The following is a 17,073-nucleotide window of genomic DNA, read 5'->3' on the forward strand; positions in this document are numbered from 1 at the left end:
GTCATTATAAAAAGAGGAGTTTTTACTTATGAGAAAAACAGGAAAAGCAAAAACGTTGTTAACTATGTTGCTTGCGGCTGCAGCTTTGCAGGCAGGCACAGCTTTCGGCGCTCAGGCAACGGGGGAATCACAGCTTCAGGCAGGAACCTGGGTGAAAGAAGCAGAAGGATGGAAATTCAGAAAGCCATCAGGAGAGATGGCAACAGGCTGGATCCAGACTGCAAGCGGCTGGTATTACCTGCAGCCAGAGAACGGACTTATGGAAACTGGCATGCTGCGCATGAATGACCGTACGTATTATTTTAATGCAAATCCAGATGAAACAGAAGGAAAAATGACAACCGGCTGGTATCAGGATGCAAAAGGAAGCTGGTATTTTTTCAATACTACAACAGACAGCACCGAAGGTGCAGCAGTTACCGGCTGGCAGTGGGTTGATGGGCGCAGCTACTATTTCGAACCTGTTGCAGGCGAAAACCACGGAAAAATGTTTGCAGATGGTGTAACTCCAGATGGTTACAAAGTAAACGCAGCCGGTCAGTGGATAGATGGCAACGGTAAGGTGCAAGTGGTAGAAGGAAAGGGATTTGCAAGCGATCCATCCAGGAATACCAAAGGATCAGAAACCAGCCTCAGGGGTGGAAACGGTGGTGGCGGAAGCAGCCGTAGCGGTTCTGGCAACTCTAATGCAGGAAGCAACGTATCTGATCGTAATGGGACTGGAGACAATAATAACAGCAATAATACAAATAACAGCAATAATGGCAACAACAGCAACAATACAAACAATAATAGTAATAATAATTCTAATAGCAGTGCAGACCAGACTAAGGCTGTATTTGTAAAGGAAGATGAGACGGGGCTGGTTGAGGTAAATTCCCTCGGCTGGTGGATCACCGTAGCATTTGAGGATGGTTATAATGCAAGCAACACCAAGGTATATGCAGATGGTGTAGATGTAACATCTGCACTTTCCAATGTAACTGACGATGGAAGCATCTGTAAACTGGCTGTTATTAAGCCTCCGGCTGAACTGACTGTAAGCAATGCAGCAGATCCTGTCAGAACACAGATAGTTTCCCTGGATGATGAAGCTGCAAATGGCGTGATCTATACAGGAACCAGTTATCTGCCAGAGAAGATCCTGGCTCATGGTCCTGTAGCACTTTGGGATTACTATCTGACCAATTATGCAGATGACGGTTCTGTAAGATACTCACCATCCAAAACCACATTTGCACTTGGTAAAAAGGCGGCAGCCCATCCTGCATATTCACCAGATGCAGAATTAAGTGAAGATGGTAAAGCAACCGTAACTATTATGTTTAACTACAATACCGATGAAGAGAAAGAGTGGTTTGATGGTATCAATCGTCTTCAGCTGGTAGAGTATAATGAAAATAAAAATACGATCAACAGTAATCTGGTATTTGACCGTGCAAAAAATGTACCTCATGGAAAGGGCCGTGTAGGTGAGCTGACCATTGAGACAGGACAGAGCAATTTTACAAATAATGGAAGATACTATGTCCGCGTAGAGTCAAAGTCAGGTACATCTGCACTGGTTCCAATCCATGTAGTAAATGCACAGGCGCCTGTTTTTAAACTGAAAGAGACTCCACAGTCAGGTGTGAACCTGCATTTCCAGGTTGAAAATATGGTATACGGAATAGAGACACCGGTGAATCGTGTAGTTCTGGAGGGACCAACTGAAACTGTAGAATTAGACAAGATCAACGACTGGTTTTTGTTCAGTCAGGATCTGTTTGTCATTTATAATGATAATGTGGATCATTTTAAATATAAAGGCAATTATAAACTGACTGTTTATGCAGATGGTTTCAAATCAGCTTCTGTAGAGTTTACAGTAACTAAGGGAGAGAGTGTTCCATCTAAGGATGAAATGGGTATTGTGCAGTATTCATTTGATGGTATTTCCACTGCTTCTGTTGGTTCCGGCAGCAGCAGCGGCTCCGGCGAAAGCGATTCTGGCAGTATGGCTGTTTCTGCAAATCTGGTATTTGATACGGATCTGCTTGTAAATGCAAATATTCTGGAAGAAATTGGAAAATCTACTACAGAGTCTGAAGCGGTTATAGACTGGTGGTATGAAATGGCCGGTGTAGATGCTGCATTTAATAAAAATGATAAAGACGACCAGTATTATGACTGGGTTGCTTATATCCATTCAGTAGAAAGCAGCAAGACCACAGGAATTATTCCCTTTGAGGATTACAAGACAAAAGGAGTTGTATGGAATAACAGTCCCGCTGCTGCAAAAGAAGTTCTGGAGGATGGACTTTTAGGTGAGATCCAGAATAAAGGAGATTTCTCCCGTCCTGCAGCTGGTGCATTTACAATAATCAGGAACAGGGAAAATGAAGACGTGGTCTTAAGCCATGAGGATAAGGCTTATCTGGCTGCGATCAGGAACATTGTGATCAATGGCAGCTGGACCGGATTAACAAAAGAACAGTATAGCGTAGATGTTGAAAATGGAATCTTAACTCTGAACAAGAGTCTGTTCACACCAGGAGAAGAATATAAGATCACAGTGGAAGCGGACGGATATCAGATGAACGCGTTTAAGGTCACATACGATCAGATCCTGGAAGAAGGGCTTTCACTGACTGTACAGTATAAAGACAATAAGACTTCTTATGTATCTGACAAGAGAACCTTTGGAAAAATCCAGGGATTCTATGCAGACGCAACTGTAGAAGTAACTGGTTCTGAAGGCGGATTCTTAAAGTATTTGCAGTCTGTAGCTTTGGATGATGATACACTTTATACCAAAGGTGTTGAAAGTAGCGATGCATCGTATTATGCAGTATCTGAGAATAAGAAGATTCTGACCATTGGTAATATCAAACCGGGAGAGCACACACTGACTGTCCGGGCTAAGGGATATGCAGAAGCACTGAGGACTACGATTGTGGTTGATGAAGGGGTTGAAGATCCTACTGCATTTGAGCCGGAGATGCTCAGCTTTGAATATACAAAAGCAGAGATAATGGCACAGGCTTATTATACTGTTACCTTTAATAAAGGGACAACAGATGATGAAAAAGTAGCTTTAGAGACATATCTGGCTAATATAGAGGATATTAAAGTTGGAGATACAACGTATACCAAAGTTAGTTCTTTCTGGAATTCAAAAAATAATTTCAGAGTAACCGGTGATCCTGTGTATGGTGGCAAAAATGACCGCCTTTGCCTGACAGAAGACAGTGCATTTAAAGACAGTGATGAATTAGAGATCACAATTAATGCAGATGGCTATAAATCTTTGACTTTTAATGTAGTTAAGAGTGGTAATAATTATGTTCTGAAAGATGGTACGGATGTTGATCCGCCTGCAGCAGATAAAGATGCCCCACAGCTTACTGGCCAGCTTAATATCAAGGAAAAGACAAAGTGGACACTGACCGGCAATGCAGACTATCTGAAAGCAATTACTTCTGTTAAGTATGGGGAAGAAAAGCTTAGCACAACAGTAAATGACACAGAGATCACTATTGATACATCTGGATTGTCTGCGGGTACACATACACTTACGATTAATGCAGATGGATATAAGAGCCAGGTAATTGAAGTACAGATCGAAGGGGAGGACAATTCTGGTAGTACCGGAGATACTGAAAGTAATAGCGATATTACTTTTGGATCAGTCTCCGTAGAAAGCTGGTCAGGCAATTATGAGGCATATCGTTTACTCTTTAAAGTAGATAGGATAAATAATATTTCAAGAGATACTTATCTTGGTACTATAGATTATATAATGGTGGGAACATTTAAATATGAGAAATGCATTTATGGTTCCATATCAGATAAGCAGTTTAAAGTAGGTACAACACCTGAAAGTGAGAGTACGGGAAATGGAAAGGATTATATTGATTTTGCTAAGGACAGCTTTGATTCTTACCAATCAGGTGATCTGATCAAAGTTACCATCTACAGTAAGAATAGCGAATATAGTACTTATGTATTTTACATAAGAGATGGCAAATTGGTAGATCAGACAGAGGCAGAAGAAGAACTGTTAGATGAGCAGGAATCAACGGAAGATGGATTTAATGAGAAAATCAAGGATAATGCAGCCACCGGTTCTAACGGTGTAACTTCAGGAGTAACTCCATCTGGAGATGAAGAAAATAAGGCTGATGAGACCGGATCTTCTGAAGAAACCAAGGATGAAACCAAGGACGATTCCAAAGATGAATCTAAGGACGAAACCAAGGATGAAACCAAAGATGAAACCAAGGATGATTCCAGGAATGAAACCAAGGATGAATCTAAGGAGGATTCCACCAAAGAACCGGAAACTCCGTCTGAAACAGAAAACAGCGATAATAAGACTGAGGATTCCAAGGAAGATGATTCTAAAGACAACAGCTCCGAAGATTCCAGGGAAGAAACTTCCGAAACTGCTGCATCTGACAATGCTTCCGAAGACTCTGAAGTAACCAAAACAGAGGGGAAATCTAATTGAAAAAATGGTGTCTGGTGATCCTGACACTGATGTTGTGCGGGTGCAGTACAGCTCCCAAAACAGCCGAAACAGAGGCGGTCAAATACGACCGCCCTGTTTTGCGTACTGAGGCAGGATCAAATGAAAAAAATTTTACAGTATTTGCCATGGATACGGTGATGCAGTTTCAGCTCTATGGCGGAAATGATGAAGTAGAAGAAAAAGTCAGGGAAAAAATAGAGGAACTGGAAGATGCGCTTTCTGTGACAAAAGAAAACAGCCCTATGTGGGAATTAAACGAGAAAAAGGAAGCAAAGTTTGCACCGGAAATTGCTAAGCAGATGAAAAAAACACTTGAACTGTGTAAAGATACAGATGGCGCTTTAGACATTTCAGCTTACCCGGTCGTAAAAGCCTGGGGCTTCACCACAGGTGAACATCGTATTCCTGATGAAGAAGAACGCAAAGTATTAGCTGCATGTGTAGACTATCATAAGATCCAGATCAATGGTGACACTGTAACCATAGCCCCGGATATGCTGGTAGACTTAGGAAGCGTGGGAAAAGGCTATACAGCAGAGGTTCTGGCAAAGTTGATGAAAGAAAAGGGCGTTACTTCTGCTCTTTTTAGTTTAGGAGGAAATATCCAGACTATTGGAACAAAAACAGACGGAACAGACTGGTTTATTGGTATCCGTGCAGCAGAAGAAAACCGTTATCTGGGCGGTGTTTTTGTAAAAGATAAGGCAGTGGTTACTTCTGGTGGCTATGAACGCTATTTTGCCGGCGACGACGGTCAGATCTACTGGCATATCATGGATCCAAAAACCGGAGCTCCGGCCAAAAACGGTCTGGTATCCGTGACTATTATCAGCGACAGCGGTTTTCTGTGTGATGGTCTTTCCACGGCCCTTTTCGTCATGGGGGTTGAAAAAGCAGCCTCACACTGGCGCAGTCACCAGAATTATGAGGCTGTTTTAGAAGATGAGAACGGACAGATTTATATTACAGAAGGTCTGGAAAATACCTTTAAACCTGTGGATCTTGGCACAGAGCAGGAAATCCAGGTGATCCGCAGATAAGGTGAATAGATCTTATGCGTTTTTCTGTGCGCAGAACTGATCCATTACTTCCACCAGGTTTCTGTGGTCTTCCAGATGAGGCAGACCTGAGATAATGGCAACGCCCCGAAACTCATTATTTACAATAATTGGGAATCCGCCGCCGCAGAATGCATAGTGGGACTCATCCTGCTGCCAGTTTTCTTTTACGCCGTTTAATTCGCGCTCAACAGCTGCACGCAGGGAAGAAGTGTGACAGCGTTCAACTGTGTGCTGCTTGCGGTTCATCCACTGGTTGTTGCTTTCATCTGTTCCCGGGAGGAAGGACTGATACAGGATAATATCATCAAAAACAATGCGGATCGCAATTGGCTTTGGAGTGGTCAGGCCACGTTCCCGAAGCATGGTTCCCAGTGTATAGGCATCATTGTGATCAAAAGAAGAAAAGTGGATACGCTTTTCCTGGCTTTTGATCTCTTCTAACATTTTTAAATCGTACATAATAATCCCCCTTGTAGATCTGTATTTACCAGAACTATTATAGCCTTTAAGAGGAAATGTGTACAGCAGGAAATGAAATTCACAAAACAATGTACTAACCCTTGGTTAATATTTTTCGCAAAAGAATAGCTGTATAGTTTAGATATACAGAACAGTGAAGTGATCTTTGATGTCCTCTCGGAGTCTTTCCTGCACTTGCTTTTGTGGCCGATTTTCCGCCAGTCGCACTCAAATTTCAGAGGCGGACGCAACGCCAACGCCTCAGAAATCTGGGCACAACTGACAAAAAATCTTCTCACAAAATCAAGCACAGAAAGATTCCGAGAGAACATTTTGGTGAAAGAGGGGGAAAATGAATGTTTTTATTGGAAATGGCCACATTATTGCTGGGAATAGGATTTATTGCTGCTGGTACGATCCAGAGCAGAAAGACGGGGCAGAAAAAATGGCATATTTTCACAGCTGCCGGTATTGTTCCGGTTCTGATCAGCGTATTTTTATTTATCTGTACGATCTGGCTTTTGTATGGTATCCAGATCCGGGAACCGGAAACAGAGCCTTATTTTGAAACGGATATTGCCGGTGATGACTGGCGCACGTTCAGGGCGTACTCTGAAGATCTGCATCTGGACGATGCAGGAACTCTCATTTTCTGTCTTTCCCCGTTGGATGGTAAAAATGGCTATGCCGTATATGACAGTGCAAGTGGTGCCAGAGAGGGCAGTCTTTTGTGGGAGCCGGAAAAAGAGGCAGATGATATGTTTAAGATCCAGTTAAAAGATTTGGATAATGACGGAATAAAAGAAATAGGGATTTCCATGACAGACGGACAGGTCCTCTGGTATCATTACCGGGAAGAATTAAAATGCACCTGGCCGGAGAATAAAGGTGGTTGTTTTGAAAAAATTGATTAAAAAATTAACAATAGAAAAGTCTGTAATTATGGGATGATAAGTTAAAAATTAAGATTATAAACATTGACATTTCCATATAGATTAATAAAATGTTAACAGAGTTAAGCATAGTATGAGAATTGCGGGAATTGCATAGCAATGGAGCAATCCGGTTACATCAGTGAGCGGCAAAATTTACTTTTGACACTCACATCACAGTATATTATATATGGAAAGGGGATTTTAGGACAATAAGCGGGAATCCTCGGCAATTCAATTACCGAGATGAAAGCTCAGAAGTGTGCATATCTGCACAATGTAAATAATATAATAATCCTCATTCTTTGATATTAATGCCGTAACTGGCATACAATAAAAACGAAAATATGTTCGAATAATGATTGTGTATTACAATTCAATATGATATACTATATGTATGAAAGAAAATCTTATACATTATAGGACTTGCGTGTGCAATATCAACTACCATATGGTATGGTCGGTGAAATACAGACGGAAGATATTAACCCCAGAAGTTGAGAAATACCTGCAGGAACTTGTGCAGCAGATAGCTGACGATAAAGGCTTTACCGTTCATTTATTTGAATGTGGTGAAGGTGATCATGTTCACTGTTTTGTATCAGCTCCACCAAAACTGTCAATAACAGCCATTATCAAGTATCTGAAGGGGATCACAGGCAGGAAATTATTCGAACGTTTTCCGGAAATAAGAAACCAGTTGTGGAAGGGAGAACTGTGGAACCATTCCTATTATGTGGAAACGATCGGATCTGTATCTGAGGAAAATATCCGCCGTTATATTGAACATCAGAGCAAGTCGTATTAATTCAATGTGAATTGTAAATATTCATATGCATGGCTGTCTGAAGGGGGAAGGGGAATGCTGCTGTCACACAGAACATCGGTCAATATCAGGCCGGAATATTCTAATATTATAGGGCATATGTGTTATGCTGCTTCCAAACTCTGGAATGTCTGCAACTATGAACGCCGTCGATATAAAGAATTGGAGCTGGAGAAGTATCCTGACTGGTATTATCAGAAGAAAGCGCATAAAGGAGATCTGTGGTATAGACAGCTTCCGTCCCAGACAGCGCAGGAGACCTGCAAGCAGCGGGATAAAGCCTGGAAATCATTTTATGTTCTTAAAAAGACCGTTGGGATCAAAGATCCAAATCCGCCGCGATTTAAACAGGACAATATACCGATCACTTACATGCAGATGGGAATCCAGCACGAGAAAGGCTCCGATCAATTGCGGCTGTCTCTGTCAAAGGATCTGAAAAGCTATATGGAAGAAGCTTATGGGATTCATGAAAAATTTCTATATCTTGAAAATAAGATTTTCAGGAACATGGATCACATAAAGCAGCTGCGGATCTATCCACCGGAAGATGGAAAATGTGACCTTATCGTTGTCTACGAGGTCAAAGAACCAGAACCGATCTCCCTGAATGGCCATTATTTATCAATAGATCTTGGAATTCATAATCTGATGACCTGTTATGATTCCGAAAATGGAAGGACTTTTATTCTGGGAAGGAAATATCTTTCACTGGAAAGATACTTTCACAAAGAAATCAGCAGAGTTCAATCAATATGGTATGCACAGCAGTCGGGAAATGGCATAAAATATCCCCGATCATCGAAACATATCAAGAGGATTTACCGAAAAAAGCAGGACGCAGTAAAGGATTACCTTCATAAGGTGACCAGATGGCTTGCAGAATACTGTAGAAAAGAAGGGATAAGCAGTGTGATCATAGGAGATATCCGAAATATCCGTAAAGGAAAAGAGATAGGCCACAAGGCAAACCAGAAGTTTCACGGACTGCCGTATAATAAACTTTATATCATGTTGGAATATAAACTAAAACTGTATGGAATACCATTGATAAAACAGGAAGAAAGCTATACCAGCCAGTGCAGTCCGTTTTCACCAGAAGTATCAAAAAGATATGCAGAAGCATCAAACCGAAAAGAGCGGGGCATGTATATAACGGATGGAGTAAGATATAATGCGGATGCAGTAGGAGCATTTAATATCCTGCGAAAATATCTTTCCGTATCCGGAAAACAGAAAGAACTGTCCGTAGCCGGACTAAAAAATCCAGAAATAATAAAAGTAGCTGTATAGCCGAAAGGCAAGCAGTAGTGGTGTCATGGACGCACCCTGAAAAAGGGCGGTATCCCGCCAGATTTCAGATGCTCTGGTAACTTAGTTACCGAGTAGTTCACTTATGGCAATGAATATTGATTTTACTGGAAAGACAGTCCTTGTTACAGGTGGTGGCCGTGGACTTGGTAAAGAGATGGCACTTCAGTTTGCAGGATGTGGTGCAAATGTATACATTGCAAACCGTAAAGAAGATCAGGGCCTGGCTACCGTGAAAGAGATCGAGGCACTTGGCGTAAAGGGTGGTTTCACAAAGTGTGATGTTGCTGTTGAAGAAGACGTTAAGAAACTGATCGCTGACGCAGCAGCATTTGGCGGCGGAAAGATTGATGTGATCGTAAATGCAGCAGGTGTAATTTCCCTTCAGGATATGATGCATACAACCACAGAAGAGGTTCAGAGACTGTTTAATATTAATGTAGTGGGAACCGTACATATGATCAAACATGGTCTGGCACATCTGGAAGCAAATAAGAGCGGAAATATGATCCTTGTATCCTCTATTGCAGGCAGAGATGGTATGGGAATGCTCCAGACCTACAGTGCATCCAAAGCAGCTGTAACAAGCCTGATGCAGTCAGCTGCAAAACATGCAGCTCCTTATGGAGTCCGTGTAAATGCTATTCTTCCGGGAATCATCCGTACAGCAATGTGGGAAGAAATACTGGAAGGAATGAACAATGGCTGGGATCCGGAAGTTCATAATGAACTGACCCCTGAAAAACGCGAAGAGCTGTGGAATGCTTCCGTTAAGAGCATGATCCCACTGGGACATGACCAGAAGGAAGAAGATATTGCCTGGGCAACCGTATTCCTTGCAAGCGATTTCGCCCGCGAGATCACAAGTCAGGCACTGTGCATTGATGGCGGCACAACCTCTGGCAGGTAATAGAGTAAATTGAACAATTTAATTTAAGAGATTACGAAATAAAAGGAGCAGCTGCTTTTGGAAGATGGATTCCATTGGCAGCTGCTTTTTTCAAACAAAAACGTCCATACAGGAGTATTTTCACTCTTGTATGGACGATATTTCTTTGGTCTTATAATATTTCTATTTCTCAACACCCTGGGCCGGGATCATCTTTTCAGTCAGTGTGCCGTCATAAATAACGGTTACTTTGTCACCTACATTGATGCCGTCAAACATTCCCTCTGTTCCTACGAAAGAGAAGAATGTATTTTCCGGGTCTGCAGTGTCCAGAACAATGTGGTCGGTCTCAACCTCTGCTGCAGTACCAGTGAGAGTTTTCTTCTGTGCTTCTTCGGAATCCATTGCATCTTCAGTGATAATACGGGTAGCAACTGCATGATCAGTTGTATCTTCTAAGTCGCCGTAGTAGGTAACTTCTGCTGTGGCACCTGCTTTGATACCGTCTTTTGTTACCTTCTGGGCAATAAGGGCGTTCAGTGTATAGGTTCCTTCATCATTTTTTAAAGTAATGGTGCTGTCATCAGCACTTTCAATGGTTCCTTCCACTACCAGATCCTCTGTATCAGCCTCTTCTTCTCTTGCAACTTCTGCTGCGGAAGTCATGATCTCTACGGAGGTTGCCTTTGTTACATCATCAGACATTTCACCAGTATAACCAACATTTACTTCATCGCCTTCGCCTACTGCATCTGCATCGGTCAGTATGGCATCTGTAATATCAAATTTTACAGTTTTACCTTCATCGTCAGATACAGTGATTACCTTATCTTCTACCAGGCTGACAAAACCATAGTAGTATTCTTCCTCTGCTTCTTCCTCAGAGGAAGCTTCTGTTGTGCTTTCTGCTGCCTGCACAGTTGTAGTTTCTGTATCCGCTTTTTTAGAAGAGCAGGCGGTCAGCCCCAGTGCAACTGCCAGAAATGCAATTGCCAGATATTGTTTTTTCATAATGATTCTCCTCTCTTTGCCGCAGGTGTTTCGTTACTGTAACGGTATATTTTCTATGATGTCTCTTTCTGCGGTACGATACATCTTACTACGAAAGCTGTGTTTTTACTATGTTTTTTTTATGAATTTTTCCTTAAACTTTTCCCTGGGCTTATTTCTAAAAATGATCTTTTTCTTCTTTTTTGCGCCGTTTCATAATAAACAGTAAAATGATACCTATCAGGATCCCGATGATCCCTATAGCCACTGTGATCACAAAACCGGTGCGGATCAGGTACCAGAAGGGTCCTTTTTTGGAGGCAGATATCGGCAGTTCTGGTTCTGCCTGCGTTGTAAGTTCTTCGGCAGACTCTTCATTAACTTCCTGTGCCTGATATACAGCATGAAGTTCATAATGATCAGGTTCTTTTAAGATGACCTCACCTTTGTAAACAACTTCTACATCTTTCAAAAGGCGTTCCCCTAATGCAATGGCATTCCGGCAAAGTTGGCCATCTTCATCTGTAAATGGTTCTCCGCTCCAGATCATAGAAGTGATGTGGTATGCCTGGTCAGACAGTCCGAGACTGTCAAGGATAAGAGAACCTTTTTTTGTGGTTTCTTCAAGAAGGTGGTCAGCTTCTGCTGAAATAATAATATTTTCCAGCTGAAATTCATCTGCCCCATAAGAATAGAAAGTAACTGGCAGATATAAGTCGTCTTTCCATTGTTCATTTATAGTTTGAATCTCTGTTTTATGGAGTGATCCGGATAATTGTGCTGGTGTTTCTTCTTGGTTTTCTCTTAGCTGACTCTCTGTTATCGTTGCTTCTGGTAAATTTGGCTGCGGAAAAGGTGTTTTGGCATTGATCGTTTCCGGGATCGCTTCCCCATCTTCCAGGCCAAGATAGCGTACCTGTTTTTCCATGGGTACTCGTGTTTCTTCTCCTGCTTTTTCTTCCAGCTCCCATTCTGTCAGCTGATATTTAATTCCATCTTCATCTTCATAAAATGCATCCGGTTCTTCAAAATCTGCTGCTTCTTCCCTGGTGAGTTTTTTTGAAAAGGTAATATTTTTTGTTTCCTGTGCCAGTATGGGGGATGTCTGGATCATACACATCATACACACTATAAAACACATAAATGTTAAAAGCTTTATACTATTGTTTTTTTTCTTCATACCTTGCTCTCCTTTGTAAAATATGTTTCATATGGTCTTTTGACCCCTCTGATACCGAATTGCTACGTGCTTTGCACTCTCGCAATTCTAAAAACATTCGTAATCCGCTCATTTTTCTTCAAAAAATGGCTTCTTACTCATGTTTTTGGCGGGTCCCAAGTTCAAAAATCCTCCTGCAAGCAAGCTTGCATCGGATTTATGACCTTTTGACCCTGGTATCTTCATATTTAATTGTCAAGGTACAAAGTAAAAACTGGATAATTTTGGAAATTACCGAAAATAATGAAAATAATGAAAACCATGAAGCCTGTAACAGGCTGCAGAAGTAACTGTAAATCTTATTATACGGAGGGGGAGCCATTTTGTCAAAGGGTAGCGGATAAATTTTTTACATAAAATTAGCACTCACCTCTTGACAGTGCTAATAACTAGTGTTATAGTACGCATAGAACAAAAAACAAGACAACAAACGCACTGTTCCGGAAAGGGGAGTGGGCATATGAATATTAATAAATTTACACAGAAATCAATGGAAGCAGTTCAGAACTGCGAAAAGCTGGCATATGAATATGGAAACCAGCAGATCGACCAGCCGCATCTGCTGTACAGTCTGCTGGCACTGGAAGACAGCCTGATCATGAAACTGATCACGAAAATGGGCATCCAGGGTGACATGTTTAAAAATGAGGCAAAGCAGGCTATAGAGAAACTGACCAAGGTAAGCGGAGGCGGTCAGCTGTATATCAGCAATGACTTAAATAAAGTCCTGATCAATGCAGAAGATGAAGCAAAATCCATGGGAGATGAATACGTTTCTGTAGAGCATCTTTTCCTGGCTCTGTTAAAACAGCCTTCTAAGGAAATGAAGGATCTGTTTAAAACCTATGGCATTACCAGGGAAAAGTTTCTTCAGGCACTTTCCACTGTAAGAGGAAATCAGAGAGTGGTAAGCGATAATCCGGAGGCAACTTATGATACATTACAGAAATATGGCTACGATCTGGTAGAACGTGCCAGAGACCAGAAACTGGATCCGGTCATTGGCCGTGACAGCGAGATCAGAAATGTAGTCCGTATCCTTTCACGAAAGACGAAAAACAATCCGGTCCTGATCGGTGAACCTGGTGTTGGTAAAACAGCTGTTGTAGAAGGCCTGGCTCAGAGGATTGTCCGTGGTGACGTTCCTGACGGCCTGAAGGATAAGAAGCTGTTTGCCCTGGATATGGGTTCTCTGGTAGCCGGTGCTAAATATAGAGGCGAATTTGAGGAACGTCTGAAAGCTGTTCTGGAAGAAGTAAAGAAGAGCGAAGGACAGATCATCCTGTTCATTGATGAGCTGCACACCATTGTAGGCGCAGGTAAGACAGAGGGATCTATGGATGCCGGAAATATGTTAAAGCCTATGCTTGCAAGAGGTGAACTTCACTGCATCGGTGCAACTACATTAAATGAATACCGTCAGTACATTGAAAAAGATGCTGCTCTGGAACGCCGTTTCCAGCCGGTTATGGTAGCAGAGCCTACAGTAGAAGATACCATTTCCATCCTTCGTGGCTTAAAAGAGCGTTACGAAGTTTACCACGGTGTAAAGATCGCAGACTCTGCACTGGTAAGTGCAGCAGTGCTTTCCGACCGTTATATATCTGACCGTTTCCTTCCGGATAAGGCCATTGATCTGGTAGATGAGGCATGTGCCATGATCAAGACAGAACTTGACAGTATGCCGGCAGAACTGGATGAATTGTCACGTAAGATCATGCAGCTGGAGATCGAGGAAGCGGCTCTTAAGAAAGAAACAGACAGACTGAGCAAAGAACGTCTGGAAGACTTACAGAAAGAGCTGGCAGAGCTTCATGATAAATTCGCTGCCGGCAAAGCCCAGTGGCAGAATGAAAAAGCCAGTGTAGATAAGTTATCCAGTCTCCGTGAGGAGATCGAGGCTGTGAACCGCCAGATTCAGGATGCACAGCAGAAATATGATCTGAACAAGGCTGCAGAGCTGCAGTACGGCAAGCTGCCTCAGCTGCAGAAAGAGTTGGAAGCAGAAGAAGAAAAGGTTAAAAATGAAGATCTCAGCCTGGTACATGAAAGTGTAACAGAAGATGAGATCGCCCGCATTGTATCCAAGTGGACAGGTATCCCCGTTGCAAAGCTGACAGAAAGTGAGCGCAGCAAGACTTTACACCTGGATGAAGTCCTTCACAAACGTGTAGTAGGACAGGACGAGGCAGTAGAAAAGGTTACAGATGCCATTATCCGTTCCAAAGCAGGTATCAAGGATCCTACAAAGCCTATTGGTTCTTTCTTGTTCTTAGGACCTACCGGTGTAGGTAAAACAGAGCTTGCAAAGGCACTGGCAGAGGCATTGTTCGATGATGAGTCCAATATGGTGCGTATTGATATGAGTGAGTACATGGAGAAGCATTCTGTGGCTCGTCTTATCGGAGCGCCTCCAGGTTATGTTGGCTATGATGAAGGTGGCCAGCTGACAGAAGCTGTACGCCGTAAACCTTACAGCGTTGTCCTCTTTGATGAAGTAGAAAAGGCACATCCAGATGTATTTAATGTACTGCTGCAGGTACTGGATGATGGCCGTATCACTGATTCCCAGGGGCGTACTGTAGATTTTAAGAATACCATTATCATCCTTACTTCCAATATTGGTTCCCAGTATCTGTTGGAGGGAATTGATGAAAACGGCAATATCCGTGAAGAAGCGAGAAATATGGTTATGGGTGATCTGAAAGCCCACTTCAGACCTGAGTTTTTAAACCGTCTGGATGAAATGATCCTGTTTAAGCCTCTGACTAAGGATAATATCAGCCGTATTGTTGATCTGTGCGTAGCAGACCTGAATAAGCGTCTGGCTGACAGAGAGTTAAAGCTGCGTCTGACAGATGCTGCCAAGACTTTCATTACGGATCATGGATACGATCCTGTATACGGTGCACGTCCTCTGAAGCGTTATCTGCAGAAAAATGTAGAAACACTGGCTGCACGTATCATTCTTGCAGATCAGGTAAGCGAAGGTTCTGCTATTGTGATCGATGTTGCGCCTGAGGGAGATCATCTCAGTGCAAAAGCAGAGTAAATAGATAAAGCCACTGTGAAACAGGTAAAAATGTTTCGCAGCGGTTTTTCTTGTTATGTGTTCTGCTCATTTTTTCCAAAAAGGCTTCTCAGGCATGTTTTTTGGCAGATCCCAAGTTCAAAAATCCTCTGGTAAGCAAGCGTGCATCGTATTTTTGGGTCTTTGATTATGGTATTATACAATGCATATAACATACATTATATAGTGAATAACCCCACATATTCCTATATTTTAATCCCAAAAATCTTCCTGAAATTACAAGATTACAGTTGAAATGAAAAGTCGCAGATGATATAATTCCCTGTAATCATAGATGAGCATGAATGATCATTTATAAAGTTCGGGAAAGGATGGCGTTTGTATGAGTACACTGCCTAAAGATCCTATGATATTACTAAGTTATATAAATACCCAGTTGAGAGATAACTACAGTTCCCTGGGAGAAATGTGCCAGATCCTGGATCTGAATGAACTCCATATCAGGAAAACATTGTCTGATATTGGCTTTGAATATGTGTCTGAAAAAAATTGTTTCCGTTAGGATGTGCCGGTTTTACCTGAACAAGGCTGTTCAGGTAAGGCCGGTTCTTTCGTTAGTACCGCCACTAAAAGGAGCAGAAAACAGATGAGCCTTTACAGATACCGTGCAAAAGATAGAAAAGGACATAAATATAAAGGAATAAGGGAAGGGGAAAATGAGGCCCAGCTGGTGAAATCACTGGCAGAAGACGGTCTTTACTGTTATTTCCTGCAAAATGAAGACAGAGTTGTTTCCATGAGACACTTTACAGTCCCATTAAAATGGCTGCCGCCTTTTTGCAGCCAGGTCAGTTCTATGTTATCTTCAGGTGTTCCACAGTCAGATATTTTGAAAACAGCCTGTAAAACAGCACCTACCCGGGAAATGAAGGCCCTTCTTGCCAGGCTGGAAGAGAAGATCCACAGGGGTCAGACACTTTCAGAAGCAATGGGATCCATGGGAAAGTGTTTTCCAAAACTCCTTATATATATGATACAGACAGGAGAAGCAAGCGGTACACTGGATGATATTTTACAGAAAATGTCCGTCTATTATGCCAAAGAAGTAGAAATGGAAGGAAAGGTGCGGACTGCCATGATCTACCCTTTTATCCTTTTACTGGCTAGTATAGGCGCATCCGTTTTTCTTCTTACAACCGTACTTCCGCAGTTTGCAGATATATTGGAAGAATATGAGCTTCCGGCTATTACCCGTTTTATGATGGCGGCAGGAGATCATTTACAAAAGGACTGGATCCTGTACTGTCTTTGGATACCAGTTGTTTTTCTGGTATTTGCCTTGTTATCGGCTGTTCCCAAGCTGCGGTTAAGGGTGGATGGCCTGTTTTTCCATATACCGGTGATAGCAGGCCTGCTTAAGACTATTTATACATCCCGTTTTGCTTCTGCATTTTCTGTTTTGTATGGCGGTGGAAACGGGATCATAGACTGTATGGCCATTACCGGCCGTGTTATGGGAAATACATGGGTGGAGCGTAAAATACAGGAAGCAGTAAATGGTCTGGAAAAAGGAGAAAGTCTCTCAGCGGCACTGAAACGCCAGAGGATCTTTCATCCCGTATTTCTTTCCATGGTGGCAGCAGGCGAAGAATCAGGAGAACTGGAGTCGGTGTTGCTGCAGGCGGGAGTTTATTATGGAAAAGCGGCAGAACAGTCAGCGCAGAGGCTGGTAACATTGATAGAACCGTGTATGATCTTAGTGATGGCAGGCATTGTGGGAACTATTGTTTTATCCATTATGCTGCCGGTATTTAACATGTATTCGGCACTGCTGTAACTGCT

Annotated in this window: 12 protein-coding genes; 9 read left to right on the forward strand and 3 right to left on the reverse strand. The window is 42.3% G+C overall.

Annotated elements, in window-relative coordinates:
* Positions 1 to 28: 28 nt before the first annotated feature.
* Both OGM16_06645 and OGM16_06650 read left to right on the forward strand, forming a co-directional pair.
* Positions 29 to 4,492, forward strand: a complete 4,464-nt coding sequence (locus OGM16_06645) for a DUF1533 domain-containing protein (protein ID UYJ47919.1) — start codon at positions 29 to 31, stop codon at positions 4,490 to 4,492.
* Complete coding sequence (locus tag OGM16_06650; protein UYJ47920.1) at positions 4,489 to 5,553, forward strand: FAD:protein FMN transferase; 1,065 nt, start codon at positions 4,489 to 4,491, stop codon at positions 5,551 to 5,553. Before OGM16_06645 ends, OGM16_06650 begins: the two co-directional genes overlap by 4 nt.
* Positions 5,554 to 5,565: 12 nt before the next feature.
* On the opposite strand, the gene OGM16_06655 is transcribed toward OGM16_06650, so the two are convergent.
* Positions 5,566 to 6,033, reverse strand: a complete 468-nt coding sequence (locus OGM16_06655) for a heme-binding protein (protein UYJ47921.1) — start codon at positions 6,031 to 6,033, stop codon at positions 5,566 to 5,568.
* A 356-nt stretch (positions 6,034 to 6,389) separates the two neighbouring features.
* Here OGM16_06655 and OGM16_06660 point away from each other — a divergent pair, with 356 nt between their 5' ends.
* The 4 genes from OGM16_06660 to OGM16_06675 all read left to right on the forward strand — a co-directional run bounded on the left by OGM16_06660 (position 6,390) and on the right by OGM16_06675 (position 10,012).
* A complete protein-coding gene (locus OGM16_06660; GenBank protein UYJ47922.1) occupies positions 6,390 to 6,947 on the forward strand; it encodes a hypothetical protein in 558 nt (185 codons plus the stop codon).
* A gap of 409 nt (positions 6,948 to 7,356) precedes the next feature.
* On the forward strand, positions 7,357 to 7,773 hold the full coding sequence (gene tnpA / locus OGM16_06665; GenBank protein UYJ48406.1) for an IS200/IS605 family transposase: 417 nt from the start codon (positions 7,357 to 7,359) through the stop codon (positions 7,771 to 7,773).
* A gap of 54 nt (positions 7,774 to 7,827) precedes the next feature.
* Positions 7,828 to 9,084, forward strand: coding sequence for a transposase (locus OGM16_06670; GenBank protein UYJ47923.1), 1,257 nt, complete (start codon positions 7,828 to 7,830; stop codon positions 9,082 to 9,084).
* Between the two features lie 103 nt (positions 9,085 to 9,187).
* Complete coding sequence (locus OGM16_06675) at positions 9,188 to 10,012, forward strand: SDR family oxidoreductase (protein UYJ47924.1); 825 nt, start codon at positions 9,188 to 9,190, stop codon at positions 10,010 to 10,012.
* Positions 10,013 to 10,174: 162 nt separating this feature from the next.
* Here OGM16_06675 and OGM16_06680 read toward each other — a convergent pair whose 3' ends face one another.
* The gene (locus OGM16_06680; protein ID UYJ47925.1) at positions 10,175 to 11,002 is read right to left on the reverse strand and encodes a hypothetical protein; all 828 of its coding nucleotides are present in this window, start codon (positions 11,000 to 11,002) and stop codon (positions 10,175 to 10,177) included.
* Positions 11,003 to 11,159: 157 nt separating this feature from the next.
* Positions 11,160 to 12,161, reverse strand: a complete 1,002-nt coding sequence (locus OGM16_06685; GenBank protein UYJ47926.1) for a hypothetical protein — start codon at positions 12,159 to 12,161, stop codon at positions 11,160 to 11,162.
* 499 nt (positions 12,162 to 12,660) lie between these two features.
* Here OGM16_06685 and clpB point away from each other — a divergent pair, with 499 nt between their 5' ends.
* The 3 genes from clpB to OGM16_06700 all read left to right on the forward strand — a co-directional run bounded on the left by clpB (position 12,661) and on the right by OGM16_06700 (position 17,068).
* Positions 12,661 to 15,252 carry an ATP-dependent chaperone ClpB gene (gene clpB / locus OGM16_06690; GenBank protein ID UYJ47927.1) on the forward strand — a complete coding sequence of 864 codons (2,592 nt, stop codon included), beginning with the start codon at positions 12,661 to 12,663 and terminating at the stop codon, positions 15,250 to 15,252.
* Positions 15,253 to 15,613: 361 nt separating this feature from the next.
* Entirely contained in the window at positions 15,614 to 15,793 is a 180-nt protein-coding gene (locus tag OGM16_06695; protein UYJ47928.1) for a DUF4250 domain-containing protein, read from the forward strand.
* An 84-nt stretch (positions 15,794 to 15,877) separates the two neighbouring features.
* On the forward strand, positions 15,878 to 17,068 hold the full coding sequence (locus OGM16_06700; protein UYJ47929.1) for a type II secretion system F family protein: 1,191 nt from the start codon (positions 15,878 to 15,880) through the stop codon (positions 17,066 to 17,068).
* The last annotated feature ends 5 nt before the right edge of the window (positions 17,069 to 17,073 follow it).

The sequence above is a fragment of the Lachnospiraceae bacterium genome, assembly GCA_025758065.1.
Taxonomy (GTDB): Bacteria; Bacillota; Clostridia; order Lachnospirales; family Lachnospiraceae; genus Enterocloster.

Coding starts and splice junctions, on each gene's coding strand:
- OGM16_06670 (UYJ47923.1), top strand. CDS start 7,828: ATGCTGCTGTCACACAGAACATCGGTCAATATCAGGCCGGAATATTCT.
- OGM16_06700 (UYJ47929.1), top strand. CDS start 15,878: ATGAGCCTTTACAGATACCGTGCAAAAGATAGAAAAGGACATAAATAT.
- OGM16_06660 (UYJ47922.1), top strand. CDS start 6,390: ATGTTTTTATTGGAAATGGCCACATTATTGCTGGGAATAGGATTTATT.
- OGM16_06680 (UYJ47925.1), bottom strand. CDS start 11,002: ATGAAAAAACAATATCTGGCAATTGCATTTCTGGCAGTTGCACTGGGG.
- clpB (UYJ47927.1), top strand. CDS start 12,661: ATGAATATTAATAAATTTACACAGAAATCAATGGAAGCAGTTCAGAAC.
- OGM16_06655 (UYJ47921.1), bottom strand. CDS start 6,033: ATGTACGATTTAAAAATGTTAGAAGAGATCAAAAGCCAGGAAAAGCGT.
- OGM16_06645 (UYJ47919.1), top strand. CDS start 29: ATGAGAAAAACAGGAAAAGCAAAAACGTTGTTAACTATGTTGCTTGCG.
- OGM16_06675 (UYJ47924.1), top strand. CDS start 9,188: ATGGCAATGAATATTGATTTTACTGGAAAGACAGTCCTTGTTACAGGT.
- OGM16_06695 (UYJ47928.1), top strand. CDS start 15,614: ATGAGTACACTGCCTAAAGATCCTATGATATTACTAAGTTATATAAAT.
- OGM16_06685 (UYJ47926.1), bottom strand. CDS start 12,161: ATGAAGAAAAAAAACAATAGTATAAAGCTTTTAACATTTATGTGTTTT.